Raw genomic sequence first — 21,940 nt, 5'->3', positions numbered from 1 at the left:
GCGGGCCTTTATACCCTGAGACGGGGCGGAGCGCAAACGATCTGACGAGCCGGGCCGGGGGTGGTTAGGATTTGCCAAGAAATGCTTAAGATGGTCAAAAGGGTGCTTTCAGCCTTGGCTGGCCCCCGCCACCGCGACCCCGCCCTTGACGGAGCCGCCGCTTTGACCCATTGACCCAGTAGCTATGACCAAAAAACCTGTTGTTCTGATTATCCGTGACGGCTGGGGCATCAACCCCGGCGGCAAAGCCCAAGCCGTAGCCAATGGCGATGCCACCCTGCTGGCCCGCACCCCCTTCCACGACCACCTTTACTCCACCTACCCGATGGGCACCGTCAGCGCCAGCGGCGAGGACGTGGGCCTGCCTGACGGCCAGATGGGCAACAGCGAAGTGGGGCACCTGAATCTCGGCGCAGGCCGTGTGGTCTATCAGGACCTCACCCGCATCAACAAATGCATCCGCGATGGCGAACTGGCCTCGATGCCGGTGCTCGTGGAGGCCTTTGAAAAAGCCAAGGGCAAGCGTCTTCACTTCCTCGGCCTGATCAGTGATGGCGGCGTGCATTCGCATCAGGACCATCTGGCCGCCCTGTGCAATGCCGCCAAGGCTGCAGGCGTGAGCGATCTCATGGTCCATGCCATCACTGATGGCCGCGACACCTCCCCGACGGGTGGTGCTGCTTATATGGCCAAGCTCGAAAAAGACCTGGCTCCGAGCGGAGCTAAAATCGCCACGGTCATTGGCCGCTACTACGCCATGGACCGTGACAAGCGCTGGGAGCGCAACAAGCTCGCCTGGGATGCCATCGTCTTGGGCCGTGGCGAAGTCCGCACGGATCTGCCCAGCGCTGCCGTGCAGGCCGCGTATCCGAAAGACCCGCGCGGGGATGAATTCATGCAGCCCATGATTTTCTCCAACGCCAATGAGCAGCGCATCCGCGATGGCGATGTTATCCTGTGGTTCAACTTCCGCGCCGACCGCGCCCGTCAGCTCAGCGAGGCTTTCCTGAAAGCGGACTTCAACGGCTTCGACCGCGAAGTCACTCCGAAGACTGGTTATTACACCCTCACCGAATACGACGCCACTTACACCGACCTCGGTGCCCGCGTGATCTTTGCTCCTGAGAGCCTGAGCAACAACCTCGGCCAGGTGGTGGCCGCTGCCGGCCTGACCCAGCTTCGTGCTGCGGAGACGGAGAAGTACCCGCATGTGACCTTCTTCTTCAACAGCGGTGTCGAAGAGCCGAATCCCGGTGAAGACCGCTACCTCGCGATCAGCCCGAAGGAAGTGCCCACCTACGACAAGAAGCCGCAGATGAGCGCGCCGGATCTCACGTTTGAAGTGATGCGCCGTCTGGAAAGCTACGACCTCGTCATCATGAACTACGCCAACCCCGACATGGTGGGCCATACCGGCGTCGTCGAAGCAGGCGTCCACGCCTGTGAGACCATCGATCTCGGCGTGCGCCTCATCGTGCAGAAGGTCCTCGAACTCGGTGGCAAGCTCTTCATCACCGCCGACCACGGCAACTGTGAGCTCATGCGCAATCCGGATGGATCACCCAACACCGCGCACACGACGAATCTCGTGCACGGCATCTACGTCGCCGCCGATGCGAACAGCTACACCGTCGCCAACGGCAAGCTCGCCGACATCGCCCCAACGCTGCTCGACATGCTCGGCGTGAAGCCCTCGGCTGAGATGACCGGGAAGAGCCTGCTGGTGAAGAAGTGATGTTTGAATCATGCGCCTTCTCTTCCTCTGCTCCCGCAACCAATGGCGCAGCCCGACGGCGGAGAAGGTGTATCAAAACGATCCGCGTGTGGAAGTGCGCAGCGCTGGTACCAGCGCTTCCGCACGCTGTCGTGTCTCTGAAAAGCTGCTGAGGTGGGCGGATCGTGTGATGGTGATGGAGCACACGCACAAACAGCGGCTGCGGGAGCAGTTTCCTGAGATCGTGCGTGATTTGCACATCGATGTGCTCGACATCCCGGATGATTACACATTCATGAACCCGGAGCTGGTGGCGTTGATTCGGGAGCGGGTGGAGCTGCTGCTGGAGGAAAGTACTCGTGAGCTTTAGCTCACTCTGGGAAACTCCGCGCCTTCCAGAGTGAGCTAAAGCTCACGAGTACTTTGCAGGCGCTTGGACTCATCTCGCGGAGCGAGATGGCTGCTGTATCACGCCGCCTTCCTCTGCGGCAAGAGCTGCCACAAACTCACCACGTGTTCCCAGCGACGGATGGCGATGTCGATGAGGAAGATCGTCAGCAGGGCGAGAAGAAGAGAAGGCCAGAGTTCCTCATACTGCACGGCCTTGGTCGTTTCGAGATTGGGCAGGCGTTTGGTGTCGGTGAGGTAATCGCCGCCGGTGATGCGCGCGGCTTCCTTCAGCAGTTCCTCGTTCACGGTGCCGAGGCTGGCTTCGGTGGAGGGATTGTGAATGAGGCCGGTGGTGACCATCTCGGCACCTACTTGAGCGCGGATGAGATACACGCCGGCCTGCGTGGGTTTGAAGTCTGTGACATACGTGCCCGGCGCATCCTGTCGCAGCGTCAGTTTTTGCACGGCTTTCAGAGGTGCACCCAGAGCATCTGCCGCCACGTGAAACACCTCGGCGGCGACGGTGGCGTTGTTCGCGCGGGTGCCGGCGTCGGCGAGGAGATCGACACTGATGCGTGCGTCATCGCCTTCCATGCGTGCGGAGAGATCCATGAGGCGACCCTGTGGGGCGCGGGCGGTTTCACGCAGCACCTGGGACCAGAAGCGGCCGTAGCCGCTCCAGCGTGCGATCCACAGCGAGGCCCAGCGGCTCTTCGCATCCGAGGTGAAGGCGGTGGCCTTGCCGAGACCGAAGCGCCAGTGCGCGAGCAGGGGATCTCCTGTTTCAGTGACGAGCGGCACCTGCGCCGAAGTGCGGCGTGTGGTTTTCACGTAACCGAGCAGCTCGGGCGAATCCCACTTTTCAAAGCCGGCGAGGATGGGATCTTTTTCCTTCAGCTCAGGCGTGAAGGGCTCCTCACGGATCATGCGGCCGGTGTGCATGAGGGTGTCCTGCGTGAAGATGCGGGTGATGCTGCTTGCATCCATCGTCGAATACGACTGCCCGCCGCCGCTGGAGGCGATGGCCTGCAGCAGAGCCACGTGCGAGCCTTCGCCGATGGCGACGGTGGAAATCGTCAGGCCTTCGCCACGGCACTGCGTGGCAAGTTGTTCGTAGCCGGAGCCTGCGGTCTGGCCATCGGTGAGGATGATCATGTGCTTCACGCGGGCCTTCGTGCGCAGCAGAGCTTCGCGCCCGAGCTGAAAGGCTGGCAGCAGATTGGTGCCGCCACCTGAGGCGATGGCGGCGATCTGACCGGACACGGCATTCGTGGAGGTCAGCCGCGTCATCGGCGCGACGACGTGGGCCTCCGAGTCAAAGGCCCACACGCCGAGGGAGTCGTTGTGGCCGAGCACTTCCGCCGTGGCGATGGCGGCGCTCTTGGCCATCTCGAGTTTTTCTCCGGCCATGGAACCTGAGCGATCCAGCACGATGGCGACGGCGGCGCTTTGCTTTTCTTCTTCGTCGGGGGCCTTGAGCCGCACGGGCAGCGCTTCTTCAATGGGGGTGCGATAGTACCCACCCACGCCGAAGGAACCCGGACCGCCGAGCATGATGAGGCCGCCGCCGAGTTTATCGACGTAATCGCGCAGCGCATTCATGAGCGGCTCGCCAAGCTGGTGCGCAGGAACGTCGGACAGGATGACGCCATCGTAGCCGCCGAGCATTTCAAACGTGATCGCGAGATTGCCCGGCTGACGCATGTCCAGCTCGATGCCTTCCTTTTCCATGGCCTGCATGAGGTAGCGGCCTTCGGCGGCGTCGGATTCGATGTAGAGCAGTCGCAGACGTCCGCGCACATCCACGATGGCGAGGGCGCTGTCATTGCCGGGCAGCGTGTCGCCAGCGATCCCTTCCAGCACTGCGCGGTATTGGAAGGTGTTGCGCGTGGATGGGGTGCGATTGAAGACGACCTCCTGCGTGGCTCCGGGTTTGAGCGTAACGGGGCGCTTTTCCACTTCGATGCCGTTTTCGTAGAGCTTCAGGGTGCCGGTGTCTGCGATGGTGCTCTCAAAGGCCGCCCTCAAACTCAGGCTGGCTCCTTCAAACAGGCGTGTGCGATTCGGCGTGAGCGACAGCAGGCGTGCATCTGGGCGATTCGGGCCCGCCACGGGCAGCGCGTGCAGTTTGATGCCGGAGACAGCCGCTTCACGTGCCGCATCCAGCAGGCTGCCGCGCGTTTCATGGCCATCGCCAATGATGAGGACGTTGCGGCTGGCACCGGGTGGAAACAGAGCTTCCGCGTACTCCACGGCGGCGGCGTAATGGCTGTCGCCACCGTTTTCTTTTTGCCATGCGGCCTGCATGGCGGGCGTGCTGCCTGCGGGCAGGAGCTCGGGCTGCGAGCCGAGTTGCACGACAAAGGAATCAATCCCGCTGCCGAGTCCCGAACGAATGCGGGCGGCTTCGGCGAGGGATTTGCTCAAACCTTCTTCGCCCATGCTCTGGCTGGCATCCACGATGATGCCGAGCGCCTTGCGCCCCGTCTGCTTCACGCGCGCCGGTCCGGCGAGCGCGGCGATGGCGAGCATCACGCCGATGGCGCGGGTGACCAGCAGCAGGCGTTTCCGCAGTCCGGTCATGGGATGCGATGAGCGCGATTCGATCCACAGCAGCAGAGCGACTGCGGGCAGGATGAGCAGAAGGAGTTTTGGCGATTCCCAGTCCAAGGTCTCGGAGGATAGGCTTGCTGACTGTCAGGGCAAGGGGTGTCCGGAAAAAAGGCGGGACGCCTCGATCCGTTGTCAGGCCGGAGGCCTAACCTCCGATGGCAGAGCGCAGCGTAGTCAGCAGTTTTTCGATGTCCTCGGCGGTGGTGTAGCCATGCACGGCGATGCGGATGCGGCCCACCTGATGCATGACGTGGATGTTTTGCGCGAGCAGGGCCTCATTGATGGCGGCGGTGTTTTCGTGTTTGAAAGCCACGATGCCGCTGGAGCAGCCGGGCTGCGCGGCGCTGAGTGCGGTGAGGCCCAGCTCCTTCAATCCGGCATGCACACGGGCGACGAGCGGATCGGCATGGGCGATGATCTTGTCCATGCCCACGGCTTCAAGATAGCGCAGCGAGGCATTCAGGGCATACAGTGCGGCAAAGCTGGGCATGCCGACGGAGAAGCTCAGTGCGCCGGGCTTGATGCGGGCGCTTTCAAAACGATCGGCATCAAAGGCGTTCGCGATGTGGTACCAGCCACCGGCAGTGGTGGTGAGCCGCGCGGCGGATTTTTTTGGAATGCCGATGACGCCCCCGCCATGGATGCCGAGGGTCCATTTGTGCGTGCTGGAAATCATGATGTCTGCGTCCTGGCAATCAAGCGCGACGCGGCCCAGCGCCTGAGTCACATCTACGGAGATGACCGCCTGAGGCGCGAGCTTGCGGATCATGTCGCGCAGCGGGGCGAAGGGGATGCGGTGGCCGTTGTAGAAGCTCACGAGGCTGACCTGCACGAGGGCGGTGCGATCATTGAGCAGCGCGGCGAGATCGGTGAGGTCCAAGGCGCCTTCACGATTTTTCCAAAGGCGTGTGACGGGGCGTGAAGCCTCCGGCGCGGTGAGCCAGGGAGTGGCACCAGCCGGGAAATCGAGATCGGTGACGATGACTTCGTCCTTCGGTGTCAGTTGCAGCGCGTTGGCGAGGAGGTTGTAGGCTTCCGAACTGCAGGAGCAGAAGGAGACTTCATCTGTGCTGAGGCCGAGGTGCCGGGCGGTGATCTCGCGGCAGTCTTCCACACGTGGGAAATGGAAATCGCGCCCGCGCATGCCGAGCGACTTGTGGTGCATGTACTCGGCCACGGCTTCATTCACACAGAGAGGCGGGATGCTCTCGGCGGCGGTGTTGAGGTAATGAATGCCTTTGAGGCTGGGGAAATCGGCGGCGCGGGAAGATTCAGTGAGCATGCAGGGAAGAAACGTCGCTCGCGCCGTTTTTTTCGCGTGGGGAGAGGCTGAATTCACTGAACTGTCCGGGACAGCCGAAGACCGATGTGGATGGCTTTCAGCTCCGTGGCATTGGAAAGGCACATGGCACCTTCGTCTCATGCCCGGCTTCTTTGAAAGCAGGTCTGGCATTTCTGCTGCGGCAGACAGGTTCTCACGCAGGCGAACTACGCGGCGTTCCGGCCGTAGGTCGGTCGTGTTTGGCGTGCAGGACTTTCCGATGCTCTGTCACATCCTCCGCCAAACCGCCCGACTGCGAGGACGTGCGTACGCCACGGGGCCGACAATGCGCTGATAGACGGGCGGGCTTCGCCACGACCGTCCTACGACACCCGCGGCTGCCTGGCCTATTTCCATCCGAAGAAAATGTTCTGCGGCAAACCGAACCTCTCTGTTCATTATTGGCTTCTCATTTCTCACTTCTCCTGCTTCAGAGCGGGCGCGTTTTCGGGCAGCTTGATCGAGGGCTCTCCGCCGAGGTAGCCGAGGGAGGTGAGGAACTCGTCCATCTTCTTCGCGGTGACTTGAATCCAGGGCTCCTTGTTGAAAAAGCCATGCGGCATGTCCGCTGCGGACCACATCTCGGCGCGCACGCCCAGTGAGGCGGCCTTCTTCACATACTCATCGCCACCTTCCTTGAGCTTGTCGGCGGTGCCAAAGAAGAGAATGGCGGGCGGGGTATCCTTGCTGACGAAGCTGTTGGGGGTGATGGCCTCCGCCATTTCCAGCGTCATCGGGCCTTCGCCGGTGGCGCGCTGCTTGAAGAGCGTGGCGATGTTCATGGCCGGATTGAACAGCACCATGGCATTTGGTTTGGCGGAGATGCTCTTGTCATCCGACTCCGCATCATAGGCCGAAACCAGCGCCGTGCAGGCAGCTAGGTGTCCGCCCGCAGAGCCGCCGCCCGCGATGACCTTGGTGGGATCGATGCCAAGCTCCGTGGCATGCCCCCGCACCCAGCGGATGGCGCTCTTGGCATCTTCCACCGCTTTGTCCGGCGTCGTCTTGTGGACATTGAGAATGCGGTAATCCGCGCTGATGGCGACGATGCCTCGGCTGGCCAGGTATTCCGCCTGCGGCACGAATTGCAGATATGACCCGCTCTTCCAGCCCCCGCCAAAGAAAAACACCGCGCAAGGCCGGAGTACTGCGGCCTGCACCTCGCCCTTCGGCGAGAACACATGGAGCTTCAGCTCGCCCTGCGGCGTGGTTTTATAGACGATCTCCTTCGTCGCGACTTCGACATCGGTCAGCTTGATCAAGGGCTTGTTCTTGCCGCCCTTTTGGGCATGCAGCGGCAGGGCGATGGCGAGGAGGACGGGAAGGAGCAGGCGCATGGTGGGGCTGAAACGCTGACGGAGGAGCAAAGTTTCAGCGTGATAGCGGTGCAACAGTCTTCATGCATGACGCGCACGCAATTCTTCGAGAGGTACACGCCGGCCAGGGTGATCCAGCGCCTCGCCGAGCAGAGCTTCGAGAACTTTGGAAGCACGACGTCCAAAGGTGGTTTGAACGGCTGCTTCAACGGCTGAATCGATGTTTGCGAAACTGCCTTGAGCAATTTGTTCACGAAGCAGTGCTTCAGCAGGAGCTGTGAGGGTGATCGTCATGAGGGAAGATGATGGGCGAAACCGTGGCGTGAAAAGAGGTATTCGCCTACTTCAGCGTCTGCAGCCACGCCACGAGATCAGCGAGCCCCTGCGGGCCGATGGCACCTGCGAGGCCGGGAGGCATGAGGGAGAGTTTCAGCTCTTCCTTTTTGGCGATGCTGGATTTCTTGACGGGCGTGGCGGCTCCGCCGGCGATGCGCAGGGTGAGTTCGGCATCGGTTTCACTGATGGGATAGCCGGTGATGGTCTGGCCTTCCTTGGTGGTGACAGTCTGACCGACGAAGCTGTGCTCGATGGCGGCGCTGGGGTAGAGGATGGCGGTGAAGAGGCCTTCGGCGGAGAGCTTGGCACCGATCTGCGAGAGGTCGGGGCCGAAGTCGATGAACTGGCCTTTGACGCGGTGGCAGGCAATGCACCCGGCCTGCATGAACATCTGCGGGCCCTTGGCGGCATCGCCCTTAAGCTTCACGAGTTCGGGCAGCTTGGGGAAGTTTTCCAAACCCTGTGCGGCGGGCAAGGGGAGTGCTTGGGCGGCCTCGTTTCGTACTCCGACATCGGTGCTGCGGCTGAGTGCCAGTGCGGCCTGGTCTTTGAATTCGGCGGGCAGTTTGCCTTCGCTCTGCCACTTGAGAATGGCGCGTCCGCCTTCGCCGCTGAGGGAGAGAGCGTCGATGATGACGTGGCGGACGTCCGCGCGTTTCTCGGGCCAGAAGGCTTGGTTCAGCACGGCTACGGAGGCGCGGTCACTCACACGACCCAGCGCTGCGATGAGGGCTTTGGCGGAGGCGGCATCGGCGGTCTTGAGGAAACGCAGCGCGCCATCGCGATTCGCGGCGATGAGGCGTGCGGCGTTGACGGACTCGGGCGCATTGGGATTCGCGACAATGTAATCGAGCAGTTCCTTCTCGAAGCCGGTGAGGTTCAGGCGCTCGACGAGGGAGATGAACTCCGGTTTGCCGATGACGGGTTTGAGGAGGGAGTCGAGGTGGGCTTTGGCCTCGGGATTGGAGGTGATGGCGTTGCGGTCGAGGAGTGCGGTGGAAGCGAGGGCCGTTTCGGCGTCGGCTTTGAGGAAGATGGTCAGCGCGGCTTTGGCGACTTCCGCGGGATATTTGGTTTGCAGAAGTTGGAGAGCGCGAAGGCAGCGCTGAGGTTGCTTGCGGAAATGCGCTGCTTGGGAGTCGCTGCTGCTCACGAGCTGGTCCGCAATAAAACCGGGGATGCTGCGATCACGATGACGCAGGATGAGTTCAGCAGAGATTTCATCATCATCCTGTTTTCCTGAGTCACCAATCAGGGCAGTCCTTGATTCTTCACGTCCTTCATTGCTGAGCCCTAGCGCTTCGACAATCCACTTATCGTATTTCCGGGACTGGGAGGCAATCCTTGCCCAAAGGTCCCGTGCATCCGTGCTTTGGTCAAACCGAAGCGCAATCGCCGCTTCTCGGCGAACCGCAGGCGAAGCGTCCTCCACGACCTTCGCGATCACCTCACGCAACATCTCGGGATGCGCTTGCTGCAGCAGACGGCGAGCGATGCGGATGGCGGTGATGCGGATGTTGGGATCGGTGTCGGCGAGGGCTTGGGTGAGGCACTCGGGAAGGGTCAGGTCGTGCGGGTTGGGTTTGTCGGAACCGGGATTAATGCGCTCCCACTCATGAGCTGTGAGCAGCCACAGGGCACGGGCGCGATGCTGTGGGACGGATTTGCTGTCGCGGAAGAGCTTGTGAAGCTCGGGCTCAGCTTCGGAGCCGATTTCTTCGAGCTTCTTCCACGCCAGATACCGCTGATCTTCATTCGATGACTTCAAGGCAGCCACGGCTCCTTCAACGCTATCCAGCTTGAAACTCGGCACCTGATACTTCTCCGCCGCTTTCGTCGTCACGCGGAACAAGCGGCCGCGCGTCACATCGCCCATGCCATGGCCACCGACGCCGGGATCGTACCAATCAGCCACGATGAGGGAGCCATCGGGCGCAACAGCCACATCGCTGGGGCGGAACCATTTGTCTTTGGTGCCTTCGAGGATGTTCACGATTTCGGCTTTGTAGCCGGCACCGTCGGGCTGGGTGATGTAGGCGCGGACGATGTTCGGGCCGGCATCGCAGTGGAGGGGCTGGCCGTGGAAGATGCTGGGGAGTAGATCGCCTTCATAGACCTGCATGCCGGTGGGGCTGCCGGCGCCGGTTTGCAGCAGGTTGGGGATGACTCCGGGATCGTTCTGGTGCCAGTGGCGCAGGGGGATTTCGCTTTCCCAGTTGAGGCGCGGGGTCTGCCATCCGGCGCCGGTCATTTCGTCGGAGTAGCCGTAGTTGCCGAACTCCATGACGTAGTTGATGCGCACGCCTTTGTTGCCGTCGTCGTCGTTGTCGGACTGCCACATCGTGCCGTAGCTGTCCACGGCGACTTCCCAGTTGTTGCGGAAGTTCCAGGCGAGGACTTCGACGTTGCTGCCATCGAGTTCGCAGCGGAAGACCATGCCTTGCTGATAGGGGCGGTTGTTCTGATTGGTGCATTTGACGCCGTGGATGTCGGTGATGAGCTTGCCGTCTTTGTCGCAGAGCTGTTTGCCGGCGTTGCCGAAATTGAAGTAGAGGCGGCCATCGGGGCCGAAGTGGAAGGCGTGGATGCCGTGGTCATGCTGCGCGCCGCCGATCTTGGTGAACATGAGTTCCTTGCGATCGGCCTTGTCGTCGCCGTTGTCGTCGATGAGCCAGAAGACCTCGTCGCCGCAGGAGATGAGGGCTTTGTTGCCGAGGACGCAGATGCCGTGGGCGCTGTCCACATCATGGCCTTGGTGGAAGACGGTGGACTTGTCGGCCTTGGCGTCGCCGTCGGTATCTTCGAGGATGAGGATGCGGTCGCCCTCGGCACGTTCGCCGAGGTGCTTGCGGTAGTTCACCACTTCGCAGACCCAGACGCGGCCACGTGCGTCGATGTCGATGCTGGAAGGGCTTTCCATCATGGGCTCGCTGGCAAAAAGCTGCACCTGCAGTTCGGGATGCACGGTGAGCGAATCGACGGCATCTGCCGGATCATGGGAGCTGCTGTCGCTGGCGGTGATGGGCCCGGGATTCTCGGTGTAGACGCGGAACTCCACGCTGGCGCTGCCCTGCTTGGTGCCGCCTTCATCGAGTGCGCCCCGGGCTTTGAAGCGTTTCGTGCCAGCGGGAAGATTGAAGGCGATGATGCTGTTGGCATGCGTGCCGATGCCGTACTCGATGGCTTTGTCGGCACTGCGCAGTTCGGTGCCACCGGCGCTGCTGTTCACCCGCACGTTGTTCCAGCCGGTCTGTGCTGATTTCCATTCGATCTCGGTGAGCTTCTTCTCGCTGCCATCCGCCAGGATGAGGCGTGGCTCGGCCCAGTCCGCCCAGTCGGCAGTGAAACCATTGCCGCCATCCGTGACGACGAGGAAGAGCTCCTTCGCGCCCTCAAGCGAGACATCGATGTCCACGCTGTGGTTCGGCGTGGCGCTGGTGATGAGCCTGGAGTTGAACAGCGGCTTGGGGGCGGCAAGCAGCAGCGTGGGGGCGAGAAGAGCGAGCAGAAGGAGTTTCATGCGAAGACGGAGAGTACGCCTGAGCCTGTGGGAAACTTCAATCCTCAAAAATTAGCTGGCTGGAAATCCTCAGTCCACATCCTCACCCAAATACGCCGCGAGGTGTTTGCGCAGTTCCGTCCTAGCTCGGAAGAGGAGGCTCTTCACGGCGGGGAGGGACATTTTCAAGACGGCGCAGATGTCCTCGTATGGCAGGTCCTGATGACGGCGCATGACGACGGCGATGCGCTGCTTCTCAGGCAGTGAGGCGATGGCTTTGTCCAGCGCCTGCTCCAGCTCGGTCTGCTGGGTGATGTGGTCGGCGCCCGGGGTGCTGTGATCGGTGAAATACTTCGGCGGATCGTCCTCGTTCTCCTGCTCCATGCTCACCTCCTTGCGGCGGGAGCGGCGGCGGGTTTCATTGAAGACGAGGTTGCGCGTGATGGTGAAGAGCCAGGTGGTGAACTTGGCGGTGACTTCGTAGCGCGGGGCGCTGCGCCAGACGCGGATGAAGACCTGCTGCGCGATGTCGTGCGCGTCCTCGATGTTGTTCAGCATGCGGGCGCAGGTGCCGACGACGGCGTTTTGATGCAGCTCCACAAGCTGCTCAAAGGCCTTCACATCGCCCTCCTTGACGCGCAGCATGAGACGGACGCTTTCCTGGTCGGAAGACTCCCCGGCATCGTCGGCTGCTGCCGGCGGTGAATGGGGGAGGGCGTTCCGTTCCGGTTCGGGCATGAGGTAGGCTGGCAGTGTGGCTGCCATGCTAGCGAGGGTCATGCGCAATGTAAACCACGGGAGGTGCGGATTGGTTGCGCGAATATTTGACGGTCAAAGCACCGTCGTTATGCGTAGCTATTCTTATGAGCGACTTAACCTGGGACACATCTTTCCGCGAACTCTTCGAGCGCTGCTCCAAACTGCACCTTGGGGGAGACACCCGTGCGGTCAGCTGGTTCACGGAGGCGGACAAGACCTTTTTGGACGACATCGGCTACACGACCCAGGAGTTTTTCGACTTTGTCGATGATCACTGCCGGTATGGCGCGGAAGGCCCCACCCTGGAGACAAGCCTGCTGGTGGCGGCGGTGCGCAGGGATTACTTCCGCGTGGTGCAGAAGAGCGAGCGCACCGGGAAAACCGTGCCGCCGAGCGCCCTTCCGCCCAAGCCGGCGGCGGTGGACGGCATTCCGTGGCTGCCGCGTTTGATCGTGAAGGCACGCGCCAAGCTGCGCGGAGAGATGGACCCGGACACGATGTACGGCTGCGGCGGAGACCGTGCGTTCTTTGAGCAGCACCGGCTGCATCCCGCTGATTTTTTACGCGTGACGTGGGCGGCAGGGGACGATGACCAGAAGATCATCGACTTTGTGAAGACGGGGAAGATGTGAGGATGGCCGGGCAGAGGTGCCTCGATTTCCGCCTTCGTTTGCCATCGTCTTGGGCTTGATGCCGGTGAGTGGCTCCGGCCGTAGGTCGGCCGTGTTTGGCGTCGAGGACTTGCCGATGTTTCATCTCACGCTTCGCCAAACCGCCCGACTCCGAGAACGTTCGCAGGCCGGTGTGTTTGCCGTACGCTGATGGACGGGCGGGCTGTCGCCACACCCATCCTACGATGAGGCAGGCGCTCCGGCCGTAGGTCGGTCGTGTTTGGCGTCGAAAGCGTGGCATGCTCCACCGCCCTCTCCGCCAAACCGCCCGACTCCGAGGGTGTTCGTTCGCCATGGAGCCTGCCGTGCGCTGATGGACGGGCGGGCTTCACCACGACCGTCCTACAAGAGGCGCGGCGGGCTCCCGCTTACTTTTTCTCCACGCCGCCTTCTTTGGCGACTTCGTCTTTCTTCTGCTGCACGGCGGTGGAGCTGACTTCAAGAAGCTTGGGGGCTTCGCCGCCTTTGGGGACGAACTTCAAGGCGACGCCGTTGATGCAGAAGCGGCGGTCGGTGGGGGTTTTGAAGCCTTCGCCTTCGAAGACGTGGCCGAGGTGGGCGTCACAGCGTTTGCACACGGTTTCGATGCGGTGCATGCCGTGGCTGTTGTCCACTTTTTCGAGGACGCCTTTGGCCTTGGAGGAATCATAGAAGGAAGGCCAGCCGCAGCCGGAGTGGAATTTTTCCTTGGAGGTGAAGAGCTCCGCGCCGCAGCACACGCAGTAGTAGGTGCCTTCGCCCTGCTTCTCGAATTCTTCATAGGCCGCACCATTGGGGCGTTCGGTGCCGCGCATGCGGGTCACTTGGAACTGCTCGGGGGTGAGCATTTTTTGCCAGTCATTTTCAGACTTCACGATTTCGGGTTTGGGCATGGTTTTGGAGTCGGTTTTTGGTTTGTCCTCGGCCTGGGCGATGCAGAAGGCGGCGGCAAGGGCGGAAAGAAGAGCGAGGCGAAGTTTCATGGCGTTGGTGTGCTGATACGTGGGAGATGAGGCGAAGATTGCTTATTCCCACAAAGTTGTGGCTCAATCTTCGTCCTCACGCGCCAGCTGGCCGATGTTCCAGAGCAGCAGGCGGAAGCCGGCGTCGGGATGGCGGTCTGTGGCGGTGGCGTGCCGGCGGAAGGAGGCGAGCAGTTCCTGGCGCTCTGACGTGGTGTAGGCGCCGCCGCGCAGGACGCCCTGATCGGGCATGGTGTTCCATGAATCCGAGACCCATTCCCAGAGGTTGCCGGAAAGGTCATGCAGGCCACGGCCATCTGCACGGAAGGAGCCCACGGGCGCGAGCCCCGCAAAGCCGTCGTCGTATTTGGGGATGGCAATCCTGCCCGTCTTGTCGGCGCTTTTGTCGAGGAAGTTGCCGGATTTGGCGGGTGGCGGCCAGATGAAGCCCCAGGGGTAGATGCCTTCGATGCGCAGGCTGCGTTCGGAGGGATTGTTGCCGATCTCACGCGAGAGATAGGCGGCCATGCTCCATTCATCATCGCTGGGCAGGCGGTATTCCTGATCCGGTTCGAGCAATCCCTGCGCGCGCTCGCGATCCGTCAGCCAGCGGCAGAACTGCTCGGCCTCAGAACGGTTCACCATGCTGACGGGCAGGTCGGGTTCGGCATCCAGCACGCGGCCGTCCACCGGAGGCTGATTGGTCGCCTTGGCGAATTCGGCGAAGTCTTTGCGGCGCGTTTCAATGGTGGCCAGCATGGCTTTGCCGAGGGGCACGAATTTGATGCCGAGGCTGTTCTGCCAGGGCTTGCCAAACACCACCGAGCCGGTGGCCTTCAGGCGCAGATTGAAGCTGATGCTCTGACCTTCCTTGAGCTTGCCTGCGGCCACTTCCGGTTTGTAACCGGGCAGGCTGATCTCGTAGCTGAAGCTGTCTGCGCGCACCTTCGGCAGGGCGAGCGGGGTGCGGCCCATGAGGCGTTCGCCGTCGAAGACTTCCGCGCCCGAAGGTGTGCTGGCGATGTTCAGGCTGCCGAACTTCACACCCACAATTTCACAGCGGATGGCGCTGTGGCCGGGCTTCGGTTTGGAGGCGCCGGGTGTTTGTGGAATGCCCGCCGGACGCCAGGTGTACTCGTGGTCAGAATCCAGGTGTCCGCTCTTGCGATCGTAGGCGGTCATCCATGAGCAAAAGGCGTCAGCTTCCTCCTTCGGGATCACGGCGGCGTACAGGGTGCTTTTGTCCGGCATCGTGACGGGGGTGACCTCGTACTCGGCGGCACCGTAGGTGGCATCGAGGAACTTGCGGAAGAGGTCTGCATTCAGCGGCAGGTCCGCGACGTGGCGGTCCTGCTTGTACGTGAACCACTGGTTCTCCCGGTTCTGCCAGACTTTGGTGGGAGTGGGTGTTTGCGGGCGCGCGGGCAGCACCGGCAGGGGTTTCACCGGCACGGGGATTTCATAGCTCCATTCACGCTGGTGCTTCGCCATGACCAGACCGCTGGCCACGAGGAAGGAGGTCAGGGTGGTGATGATGGCGGCACGGCTGAAACGGCGAACGAAGCTCTCCGGTTTGATGTCGCCGACGTGCTGCAAGGCTTCGGCAAAATCCGAGGCGGTGGCAAAGCGGCGGCTCAGGTCGGCTTCACAGGCCTGGCAGATCACGCGGTTGAGGTCGATCCAGAAGGGCCACTCCTCGTCGGAGAGATTGTCCGGCACCTCGGGGAATTCCATGCGGTCTTTGCCGCTGCTCATTTCATAGAGCACCTTGCCCAGGCTGTAGATGTCCGCCTGCGGTGTGCCGGGGCCTTCCGGTGGCACGAAGCCTTCGGTGCCTACAAAGGTGCGCTCCCCAAAGGCGGCCACGAGGCCGATGTCCGCCAGTTTGCAGACGCCGCCGACGAAGATGATGTTGGAGGGCTTGATGTCACGGTGCGTGAGCCCGTGGTTGTGCATGTAGTGCAGCGCATCGGCCATGTACACGCCCGCATCCCGGCAGAAGAAGGGATCCAGCCGGCCGTGGCGCTTCATGTCCGTGGTCAGCGTGCGCGGCACGTAGGTCTTCACGTCGCTGATGTGCGCGCCGTCCTCGGCATCGTCCGCCAGCTCCATCACGCAGTAGTAAAAGCCGCGCGGTTCATTCCAGCCGACGTGCAGGATGTGCACGAGGCAGGGGTGCCCGCGTGAAATGGGCTCGAACTGCTGGATGCCCTGAAACTCGCGGTGGAAGGTGCGGGTGAGTTCAAAGTCCTCACGCCAGACGATCTTCACGGCACGCAGCGCGCCCGTGACGCTCTGCGCCAGCCAGACTTCGCCATAGGCTCCGGAGCCGATGCGCTTGAGCAGCGTGTAGTCGGGAATGACGATGTCATCCCGGTGCGAAGGCGGGCCGTTTTTATCGCGGCTTTTGACCTTGTCCCGGGCCGTCGGCACCGCGATGGGCGGGGCGGGCAGTTGCAGCTCGAAGGAATCCGCCTCGAGTGCGGCCTCATCCAGGACGGGGGCGTAGGCGTCTTCATCCACGCTCTCGTGGGGAGGCGTATGCTCGGCGGGCAGGTCGGCTGGATCGCTCATGGAGCTGGCGTGGGAGGAGGGTGGCTGCATGAATCGTTCAAGCCAGCGCCCGGAAGTCTCCCACTAAAGCATCGTATTCTCAAGCCCCTGCACTTCTTTCTTCACCAGCGCACCGACCCGGTGCTTGGCCAGATAGACCTGTGCGGCATTGATTCCGAGGGCTTCAGAGGTCTTCTTCACCCCCCAGCCCTTCATCACGTAGCAGTCGAAAATTTGAAACTGACGGGGCGAAACCTTGGCTTTGACGCGTTCCAGCGCGGCGGCGGTGATGTTGTCACGCCACTCGCGGTCCCAGATGTTTTCCAGCAGGTTGTCCTTGTCCTGGGAGAGGCGGTCGATGACCTGACCACTGGTGTCCTCGGTGTCGGCATTGCCCTGATCGGCCAGGGAGGGCTGGCGCTTGCGGGCGCGGAACACGTCCAGAATACGCCAGCGCGTCATCTGCAGCAGCCAGGCCTTGAAGGAGCCTGCACGCGGATCGTACTGGCCCTTCTGCACCTGGCGGGCGATGGCAATGATGGTCTCCTGTACCACATCAAAGGCTTCTTCACGGGTGAGGCCCGCCTTGGTGCCGACGCTGAAAATGAGGCGCCAGTAAGTCTGGTAAAACTCGTTCCACGTTTTCTGATCCTCCCAATTGTTCAGACGCTCGATCAGGCTTTTGCGGGTTTTCTCCCACAAGCCCTTGTCTTTTTTTACGTCTTCCGGAATCGGAATGTCTGGCTCAGGTGCCGGTTTGCTCATTGCCCGGTGACTGTCAACGGATGAGCCCTGCTGTCAAACCTTTGAAACTCAGAGAGCATAGAGAAAATCAGCGAAAGAGACGCCTAATTTGAGCGGGGTCCCCCCTCATGATGCCTCCAAGCGAATTCATGGCATCCATGAAGTCATTTCATCGACCCGGACTCGTTGCGGCGGCATCGTTTGTTGCCATCAGAGGGCGGCGGGTTAGTCTGGCAGTCCTGCGCCGCGTTTGTGGCGTAGTCCTTGCTTTAAAGCCATGCCCGAACTGGAAAATCCCTTTCAAGAGACTCTGCTCTCCCGCCACCGCGCGGAACCCTGCTCCGTGGTCATCTTTGGTGCCACCGGTGATCTCACTCACCGCAAGCTGATTCCCGCCATCTATAACATCGCCGCTGCTGGTGACCTGCCCCCGCAGTTCAAGGTGGTGGGCTTCGCCCGGCGTGACAAAACGGACGAGGTCTTCCGCAAAGAACTCGAAGAGGGCAACCGCCAGAACAGCCGTCAGGGCCACAACGATGAACTGTGGAAGAGCTTCTCCCAGTGCATTCACTATCACCGCAGCGAGTTCGAAGACCTCGAAGGCTACAAGTCTCTGGCGAAACTGCTCGACCAGTTTGACGCGGAACGCGGCACGCCGGCAAACCGCCTCTTCTACCTGGCCTCCGCACCCGAGGCCTTCAAACCCATCCTGGAAATGATCCGGGCCGCCGGGCTTAATGAGGGCGTCAAAGGCAAATGGGCGCGCGTGGTCTGTGAGAAGCCCTTTGGCAAAGACCTCGCCACAGCGCAGGGGCTGAACTCGGTGGTCGCCGCCACTTTTGCGGAAAAGGACACCTACCGCATCGACCACTACCTCGGCAAAGAAACCGCGCAGAACATCATGGTGCTGCGCTTTGCCAACTCCATCTTCGAGCCGAACTGGAACAGCCGTTACATCGATCACGTGCAGATCACCTGCGCGGAGAATCTCGGCATGGAAGGCGGCCGTGGCGGCTACTACGACACCGCAGGCGCGCTGCGTGACATGGTGCAGAACCATCTGCTGCAGCTCGTCTCCCTCGTGGCCATGGAGCCGCCGACCGATCTCAGCGCGGACAGTGTGCGTGATGAAAAGGTGAAGGTCATCCGCGCCCTGCGTCCGCTGGTCGGGCCTGAGGAAGTGGGCAAACACGTGATCCGTGCCCAGTACACCGCAGGCAGCGTGGATGGCACGCCGCGCGTGGGCTACCGGCAGGAGGACCGCGTGAATCCTGAATCCCAGACCGAGCCGTATGTGGCGCTGCGTCTCATGATCGACACCTGGCGCTGGCAGGGCGTGCCATTTTATATTCGTGTGGGCAAGCAGCTGCCGAAGAAGGCCACGGAGATCAGCGTGCATTTCAAAAAGCCGCCGCAGATTCCCTTCGCCACCTCCACGATGCTCAAGAACAGCGAGAACACCCTCGTCATCCGCATTCAGCCGGACGAAGGCATCGCGCTGCGCATTCTTTGCAAGCAGCCGGGACAGGCCATGAGCATCCAGCAGGTGAAGATGGACTTCCGCTATTCATCAAGCTTCGGCAAAGCCAGCCCCGAGGCCTACGAGCGTCTGCTGCTCGATGCCATGGCCGGCGACGCCACCTTGTTCGCCCGCCGCGATGAAGTCGAGAACGCCTGGAAGTTCATCGATGAAATCGAGAAGGCCTGGCACAAGTCCGACACACCGCCGCCCATGCACGAATACCCCGCAGGAAGCTGGGGACCGAAAGAGGCCGATGACCTGCTGCGTGCGGATGGCCGTGAGTGGCGGCTGCTCTAATGTCTTGTTATTTCGGAATCTTTGACCCACATTTGACCTATGACCACCCTGCTTCCTCTCGATCAAATGAGCCGTGGTGAAAAGCTGCGGGCACTCATGGACTTGGAGAACGATCTGTTTCCCGTCACAGACGACAAGTCGCCGCCTTCGTGGCATCTTGAACTGCTGGAGGAAACGGAACGGAGGCTGGCTGCTGGTGAAGAGCAGTTTGTCTCCCTGGAGGAGGTCAAACGCCGTCTGGCCGGCCTGAAGTAATGCGCGTTATTCTTTCTGAAAGCGCCCTTGGCGATTTGATTGCAGGGCGGCAGTTTTATGAAGACCAAGACGAGGACTGGCTCGGTGATTACTTTGAGAAGTCCATGCTCAAGGAACTCGAAACTCTCGAAAGCATTGCTGGCATTCACCGTCTGGTGCATGGCCGGCATCGGTTCATTTGCGGCACTTTTCCTTACGCCATTTATTATCGCATGGAACCCAACGGCGACGCCGCAGTCCTGCGTATCTTAGACTGCCGTCGTGATCCGCGCTGGATCAAACGGGCGCTCAAAAAAACCTGACTCTCCACCACCATGCCTCTCTCCACCATTAACGACTCCGACCTCGACCGCCTTGGTCTCGAAACGCCCATCGGGCGCATTGATCGTGCGCTGAAGCAACTGTGGGAAGGGGACGAGGCCAAGACCCGTGCCTCGCTCATCAATCTGGCGATCTACACCGAAGATGGCTGCCAGCTTGTGGCGGACAACGAACTGCTCGACCACGTGGCCGCCCAGCATGCGTGCCGGGCGCTGCTCATCCTCGCGCTGCCGGAGGCCCAGCCGCCGCGCGCACGGGCCTGGATTCAGGCGCTGTGCCGTCCGTATCAGGGCAAGCAGATCGTCTGCAGCGAGCAGATCAGTTTTGTGCTGGAAGGCGGAGATGCCGCGCAGGTGCAAAACATCGTCTTCGCGCATCTCGACTCCGATCTGCCGCTCGTCGTCTGGTGGCAGGCGGATCTGTCCAAGAACTTTGAAGAGCGACTCTACAGCCGCATCGACACCCTGATCATCGACAGCGCGCGCTGGGAGGATCCTGCAAAGCAGTTTGATGCGCTGCTGGCCGCCATGAACGCGGAAAGCGGCGACTTTGATGTGCGCGATCTCGCGTGGACGCGCTCGCACTTCATGCGCACCGCCCTGGCCGCCTGCTTTCAGGACGCCACCGCATGCAATAACCTCTCCAAGCTGCAGACTATTCGCATCACGCATCTCAAGGGGCAGCGCACCACCGCGCTGCTGCTCGCCGCATGGATCAACCAGCGGTTGCATGCTTCCCTGAGCGTGGAGCTGATCGAAAAAGACAGCGGCCCCGCCCTGCAGGGGCTCGTGCTGGAAGGTGAGGGGGTGCGTGGCGAAGTGCGGCGTGACTGCGACTCCTGCTTTGTGCGCGTCAGCGCCATCTGCGGAGAGCACACGCGTGAAGACCTGCTTCCCGCCGATGTGGACAGCGATGCGGAGCTTGTCACCGAACTGCTCTCCCGCTTTCACGGCAGCACGCTGTACTCCTCCATGCTGCCGTTTGTGCGCAGCATGTTGAAATAACGAACCGCACTCCGCACAGCCAGCCACGCTTTCCGGCCGCAGGTTGGGTGTGTTTGGCGTGTGGTGATTTCGCAATCACGCGCAGGCCTCTTCGCTAAACCGCCCGACTGCGAGGGTGTTCATACGCAGTGGTATTTGCCGTACGCTGATGGACGGGCGGGCTTCGCCACGACCGTCCTACGGCAAGGCGCGGCGCTCTGGACGTAGGTCGGCCGTGTTTGGCGAATGAAGCTCTCCGATGCATCAGCGAGCTCTCCGCCAAACCGCCCGACTGCGAGGGTGTTCGTACGCCGTGGTGTTTGCCGTGCGCTGATAGACGGGCGGGCTTCGCCACGACCGTCCTACGGCAAGGCGCGGCGCTCTGGACGTAGGTCGGCCGTGTTTGGCGAATGAAGCTCTCCGATGCATCAGCGAGCTCTTCGCCAAACCGCCCGACTGCGAGGGTGTTCATACGCCATGGTGCATGCAACACGCTGAGGGACACACGGGCTGTCGCCACACCCATCCTACGAACTGCGCAGAATGCTCTCACGAAGACAACCCTGCCACAAACTCGCTCTGTGAAATAACCGTTCGACACCGGCCTTGGGTGTCGGAAGACTGGCGGCATGCGCCCCTGGCTTCATCTCGCCCGTATCTCCAATCTCCCGACTGCATGGACCAACGTCATTGCAGCATGGCTCCTTGCTGGAGGCGCGCTCCTGGATGTGCGTCTTGCGTGGATTCTGCTTGCGGCTTCGCTGATCTACACGGGCGGCATGATTTTGAATGATGCGGCCGATGTGGAATTCGACCGCGAGCACCGCAAGGAGCGGCCCATTCCCAGCGGGCAGGTGGCCGTGCGCACGGCGTGGATCGTGGGTATTCTGATGCTCTTTGTGGGGGGCGTCATTGCGCTGGGCTATGGGGCCAATCCGCAGATCACCGGGCTGCTGCTGGGAGCCATTGTGTTTTACGATCTCTTTCACAAGCAGTGGGCAGGGTCCGTCATCGTCATGGGGGCCTGCCGGCTGCTGTTGTACCTTGTGGCAGCCTCGGCGGTGGCACCGTTTCAATTTGCCAGCCAGAAGGGTGCCTTGTCCTTCTTCGGGGCCGAATGGCGCTACGAGACAGCCTTTCTTCCGGCGGGCCCTCTGCTGGTGCTGCCGTTTGCCCTGGCCATCGGGTGCTACATTGTCGGCATCACCATGGCGGCGCGGCTGGAGCACAAAAACGAGGACCTGCCCGTGCCGGCTTCCTTGATGGCTTTCGCCCTGCTCTACACACCGGCCATCGTCTGCGCCATGCGGTTTTCTGCGGCGGGTGGCAGCCCGGTGCAGGTGGGGGTTCTGGGCGTGTTTGCCCTGCTGGTGGCCTTTGCCACGCACACCATGCGCAAAGGCGGCCCTGCGATTGGCAAAGCCGTGGGCTGGCTGCTCGCGGGCATCGTCGTCGTGGATGCGCTCGCGATTGCGAATGTCTCGCCGCTGCTGGCGCTGGGCTTTGTGGTGCTCACACCGCTGCTGCGTCTCTGGCAGCGCTGGGTGGCGGCGACGTAGGAGGGGCATGGCAGAGGCCGCACGAGTTCTTGAAACATCTTGTGGCCACAAAGCAAAACCCCTCTCCCCCTCGATGATAGTGCAACGCCCAAATGTTCCTTGGGGGAGAGGCTGGGTGAGGGGAAGTCCCAAGTTGGCGATGGCTG

General features: G+C 61.7%; 17 protein-coding genes. 8 read left to right on the top strand and 9 right to left on the bottom strand.

Going from position 1 to position 21,940, the window contains the following annotated elements; translation table 11 throughout:
* The first annotated feature begins 184 nt into the window (after window positions 1-184).
* Both gpmI and AC3RLQ_RS13635 read left to right on the top strand, forming a co-directional pair.
* Window positions 185-1,735, top strand: a complete 1,551-nt coding sequence (gene gpmI, locus AC3RLQ_RS13640) for a 2,3-bisphosphoglycerate-independent phosphoglycerate mutase (protein ID WP_493037924.1) — start codon at window positions 185-187, stop codon at window positions 1,733-1,735.
* Window positions 1,736-1,745: 10 nt separating this feature from the next.
* Window positions 1,746-2,084: a low molecular weight protein tyrosine phosphatase family protein gene (locus AC3RLQ_RS13635; protein ID WP_493037922.1), complete on the top strand. Its 339-nt coding sequence runs from the start codon at window positions 1,746-1,748 to the stop codon at window positions 2,082-2,084.
* A 98-nt stretch (window positions 2,085-2,182) separates the two neighbouring features.
* Here the strand turns inward: AC3RLQ_RS13635 and AC3RLQ_RS13630 are convergent, their stop codons facing one another.
* The 6 genes from AC3RLQ_RS13630 to AC3RLQ_RS13605 all read right to left on the bottom strand — a co-directional run bounded on the left by AC3RLQ_RS13630 (window position 2,183) and on the right by AC3RLQ_RS13605 (window position 11,954).
* Window positions 2,183-4,774 (bottom strand): VWA domain-containing protein, encoded by a 2,592-nt coding sequence (locus tag AC3RLQ_RS13630; protein WP_493037920.1) that lies wholly within the window; start codon window positions 4,772-4,774, stop codon window positions 2,183-2,185.
* An 88-nt stretch (window positions 4,775-4,862) separates the two neighbouring features.
* Window positions 4,863-5,999 (bottom strand): aminotransferase class V-fold PLP-dependent enzyme, encoded by a 1,137-nt coding sequence (locus AC3RLQ_RS13625; RefSeq protein ID WP_493037918.1) that lies wholly within the window; start codon window positions 5,997-5,999, stop codon window positions 4,863-4,865.
* A 455-nt stretch (window positions 6,000-6,454) separates the two neighbouring features.
* Window positions 6,455-7,375 (bottom strand): alpha/beta hydrolase, encoded by a 921-nt coding sequence (locus AC3RLQ_RS13620; RefSeq protein WP_493037916.1) that lies wholly within the window; start codon window positions 7,373-7,375, stop codon window positions 6,455-6,457.
* Window positions 7,376-7,435: 60 nt separating this feature from the next.
* Window positions 7,436-7,648: a hypothetical protein gene (locus AC3RLQ_RS13615; RefSeq protein ID WP_493037914.1), complete on the bottom strand. Its 213-nt coding sequence runs from the start codon at window positions 7,646-7,648 to the stop codon at window positions 7,436-7,438.
* A 46-nt stretch (window positions 7,649-7,694) separates the two neighbouring features.
* Window positions 7,695-11,210: a PVC-type heme-binding CxxCH protein gene (locus tag AC3RLQ_RS13610; protein ID WP_493037912.1), complete on the bottom strand. Its 3,516-nt coding sequence runs from the start codon at window positions 11,208-11,210 to the stop codon at window positions 7,695-7,697.
* 69 nt (window positions 11,211-11,279) lie between these two features.
* A complete protein-coding gene (locus tag AC3RLQ_RS13605; RefSeq protein ID WP_493037910.1) occupies window positions 11,280-11,954 on the bottom strand; it encodes an RNA polymerase sigma factor in 675 nt (224 codons plus the stop codon).
* A 98-nt stretch (window positions 11,955-12,052) separates the two neighbouring features.
* On the opposite strand from AC3RLQ_RS13605, the gene AC3RLQ_RS13600 reads away from it, so the two are divergent.
* Window positions 12,053-12,580: a DUF5069 domain-containing protein gene (locus AC3RLQ_RS13600; protein ID WP_493037908.1), complete on the top strand. Its 528-nt coding sequence runs from the start codon at window positions 12,053-12,055 to the stop codon at window positions 12,578-12,580.
* Window positions 12,581-12,987: 407 nt separating this feature from the next.
* Here AC3RLQ_RS13600 and msrB read toward each other — a convergent pair whose 3' ends face one another.
* From msrB to AC3RLQ_RS13585, 3 genes are all read right to left on the bottom strand, one after another.
* Window positions 12,988-13,581, bottom strand: coding sequence for a peptide-methionine (R)-S-oxide reductase MsrB (gene msrB / locus AC3RLQ_RS13595; RefSeq protein WP_487680703.1), 594 nt, complete (start codon window positions 13,579-13,581; stop codon window positions 12,988-12,990).
* A gap of 63 nt (window positions 13,582-13,644) precedes the next feature.
* Window positions 13,645-16,164, bottom strand: a complete 2,520-nt coding sequence (locus tag AC3RLQ_RS13590) for an SUMF1/EgtB/PvdO family nonheme iron enzyme (RefSeq protein ID WP_493037905.1) — start codon at window positions 16,162-16,164, stop codon at window positions 13,645-13,647.
* Between the two features lie 33 nt (window positions 16,165-16,197).
* Entirely contained in the window at window positions 16,198-16,878 is a 681-nt protein-coding gene (locus AC3RLQ_RS13585; RefSeq protein WP_422316843.1) for an RNA polymerase sigma factor, read from the bottom strand.
* A gap of 256 nt (window positions 16,879-17,134) precedes the next feature.
* Between AC3RLQ_RS13585 and zwf the strand changes: the two genes are divergently transcribed.
* From zwf to AC3RLQ_RS13560, 5 genes are all read left to right on the top strand, one after another.
* Window positions 17,135-18,676: a glucose-6-phosphate dehydrogenase gene (gene zwf / locus AC3RLQ_RS13580; protein WP_493037903.1), complete on the top strand. Its 1,542-nt coding sequence runs from the start codon at window positions 17,135-17,137 to the stop codon at window positions 18,674-18,676.
* Window positions 18,677-18,715: 39 nt separating this feature from the next.
* Complete coding sequence (locus tag AC3RLQ_RS13575) at window positions 18,716-18,931, top strand: addiction module protein (protein WP_461525688.1); 216 nt, start codon at window positions 18,716-18,718, stop codon at window positions 18,929-18,931.
* Window positions 18,931-19,233, top strand: coding sequence for a type II toxin-antitoxin system RelE/ParE family toxin (locus AC3RLQ_RS13570; protein WP_461525689.1), 303 nt, complete (start codon window positions 18,931-18,933; stop codon window positions 19,231-19,233). Before AC3RLQ_RS13575 ends, AC3RLQ_RS13570 begins: the two co-directional genes overlap by 1 nt.
* 12 nt (window positions 19,234-19,245) lie before the next feature.
* On the top strand, window positions 19,246-20,256 hold the full coding sequence (locus AC3RLQ_RS13565) for a glucose-6-phosphate dehydrogenase assembly protein OpcA (RefSeq protein ID WP_493037900.1): 1,011 nt from the start codon (window positions 19,246-19,248) through the stop codon (window positions 20,254-20,256).
* A 608-nt stretch (window positions 20,257-20,864) separates the two neighbouring features.
* Complete coding sequence (locus AC3RLQ_RS13560; protein ID WP_493037899.1) at window positions 20,865-21,794, top strand: UbiA family prenyltransferase; 930 nt, start codon at window positions 20,865-20,867, stop codon at window positions 21,792-21,794.
* Window positions 21,795-21,940: the final 146 nt, after the last annotated feature.

Source organism: Prosthecobacter sp. GW821-HT29F12, assembly GCF_058803405.1.
Note: the sequence above shows the minus strand (reverse complement) of the source record. Positions and strands in the feature narration are given on the sequence as shown.

Excerpts from the sequence above, each read along its gene's own strand:
- gpmI (WP_493037924.1), top strand. The coding sequence starts at position 185 with ATGACCAAAAAACCTGTTGTTCTGATTATCCGTGACGGCTGGGGCATC.
- AC3RLQ_RS13635 (WP_493037922.1), top strand. The coding sequence starts at position 1,746 with ATGCGCCTTCTCTTCCTCTGCTCCCGCAACCAATGGCGCAGCCCGACG.
- AC3RLQ_RS13625 (WP_493037918.1), bottom strand. The coding sequence starts at position 5,999 with ATGCTCACTGAATCTTCCCGCGCCGCCGATTTCCCCAGCCTCAAAGGC.
- AC3RLQ_RS13620 (WP_493037916.1), bottom strand. The coding sequence starts at position 7,375 with ATGCGCCTGCTCCTTCCCGTCCTCCTCGCCATCGCCCTGCCGCTGCAT.
- AC3RLQ_RS13615 (WP_493037914.1), bottom strand. The coding sequence starts at position 7,648 with ATGACGATCACCCTCACAGCTCCTGCTGAAGCACTGCTTCGTGAACAA.
- AC3RLQ_RS13610 (WP_493037912.1), bottom strand. The coding sequence starts at position 11,210 with ATGAAACTCCTTCTGCTCGCTCTTCTCGCCCCCACGCTGCTGCTTGCC.
- AC3RLQ_RS13605 (WP_493037910.1), bottom strand. The coding sequence starts at position 11,954 with ATGGCAGCCACACTGCCAGCCTACCTCATGCCCGAACCGGAACGGAAC.
- AC3RLQ_RS13600 (WP_493037908.1), top strand. The coding sequence starts at position 12,053 with ATGAGCGACTTAACCTGGGACACATCTTTCCGCGAACTCTTCGAGCGC.
- msrB (WP_487680703.1), bottom strand. The coding sequence starts at position 13,581 with ATGAAACTTCGCCTCGCTCTTCTTTCCGCCCTTGCCGCCGCCTTCTGC.
- AC3RLQ_RS13590 (WP_493037905.1), bottom strand. The coding sequence starts at position 16,164 with ATGCAGCCACCCTCCTCCCACGCCAGCTCCATGAGCGATCCAGCCGAC.
- AC3RLQ_RS13585 (WP_422316843.1), bottom strand. The coding sequence starts at position 16,878 with ATGAGCAAACCGGCACCTGAGCCAGACATTCCGATTCCGGAAGACGTA.
- zwf (WP_493037903.1), top strand. The coding sequence starts at position 17,135 with ATGCCCGAACTGGAAAATCCCTTTCAAGAGACTCTGCTCTCCCGCCAC.
- AC3RLQ_RS13575 (WP_461525688.1), top strand. The coding sequence starts at position 18,716 with ATGACCACCCTGCTTCCTCTCGATCAAATGAGCCGTGGTGAAAAGCTG.
- AC3RLQ_RS13570 (WP_461525689.1), top strand. The coding sequence starts at position 18,931 with ATGCGCGTTATTCTTTCTGAAAGCGCCCTTGGCGATTTGATTGCAGGG.
- AC3RLQ_RS13565 (WP_493037900.1), top strand. The coding sequence starts at position 19,246 with ATGCCTCTCTCCACCATTAACGACTCCGACCTCGACCGCCTTGGTCTC.
- AC3RLQ_RS13560 (WP_493037899.1), top strand. The coding sequence starts at position 20,865 with ATGCGCCCCTGGCTTCATCTCGCCCGTATCTCCAATCTCCCGACTGCA.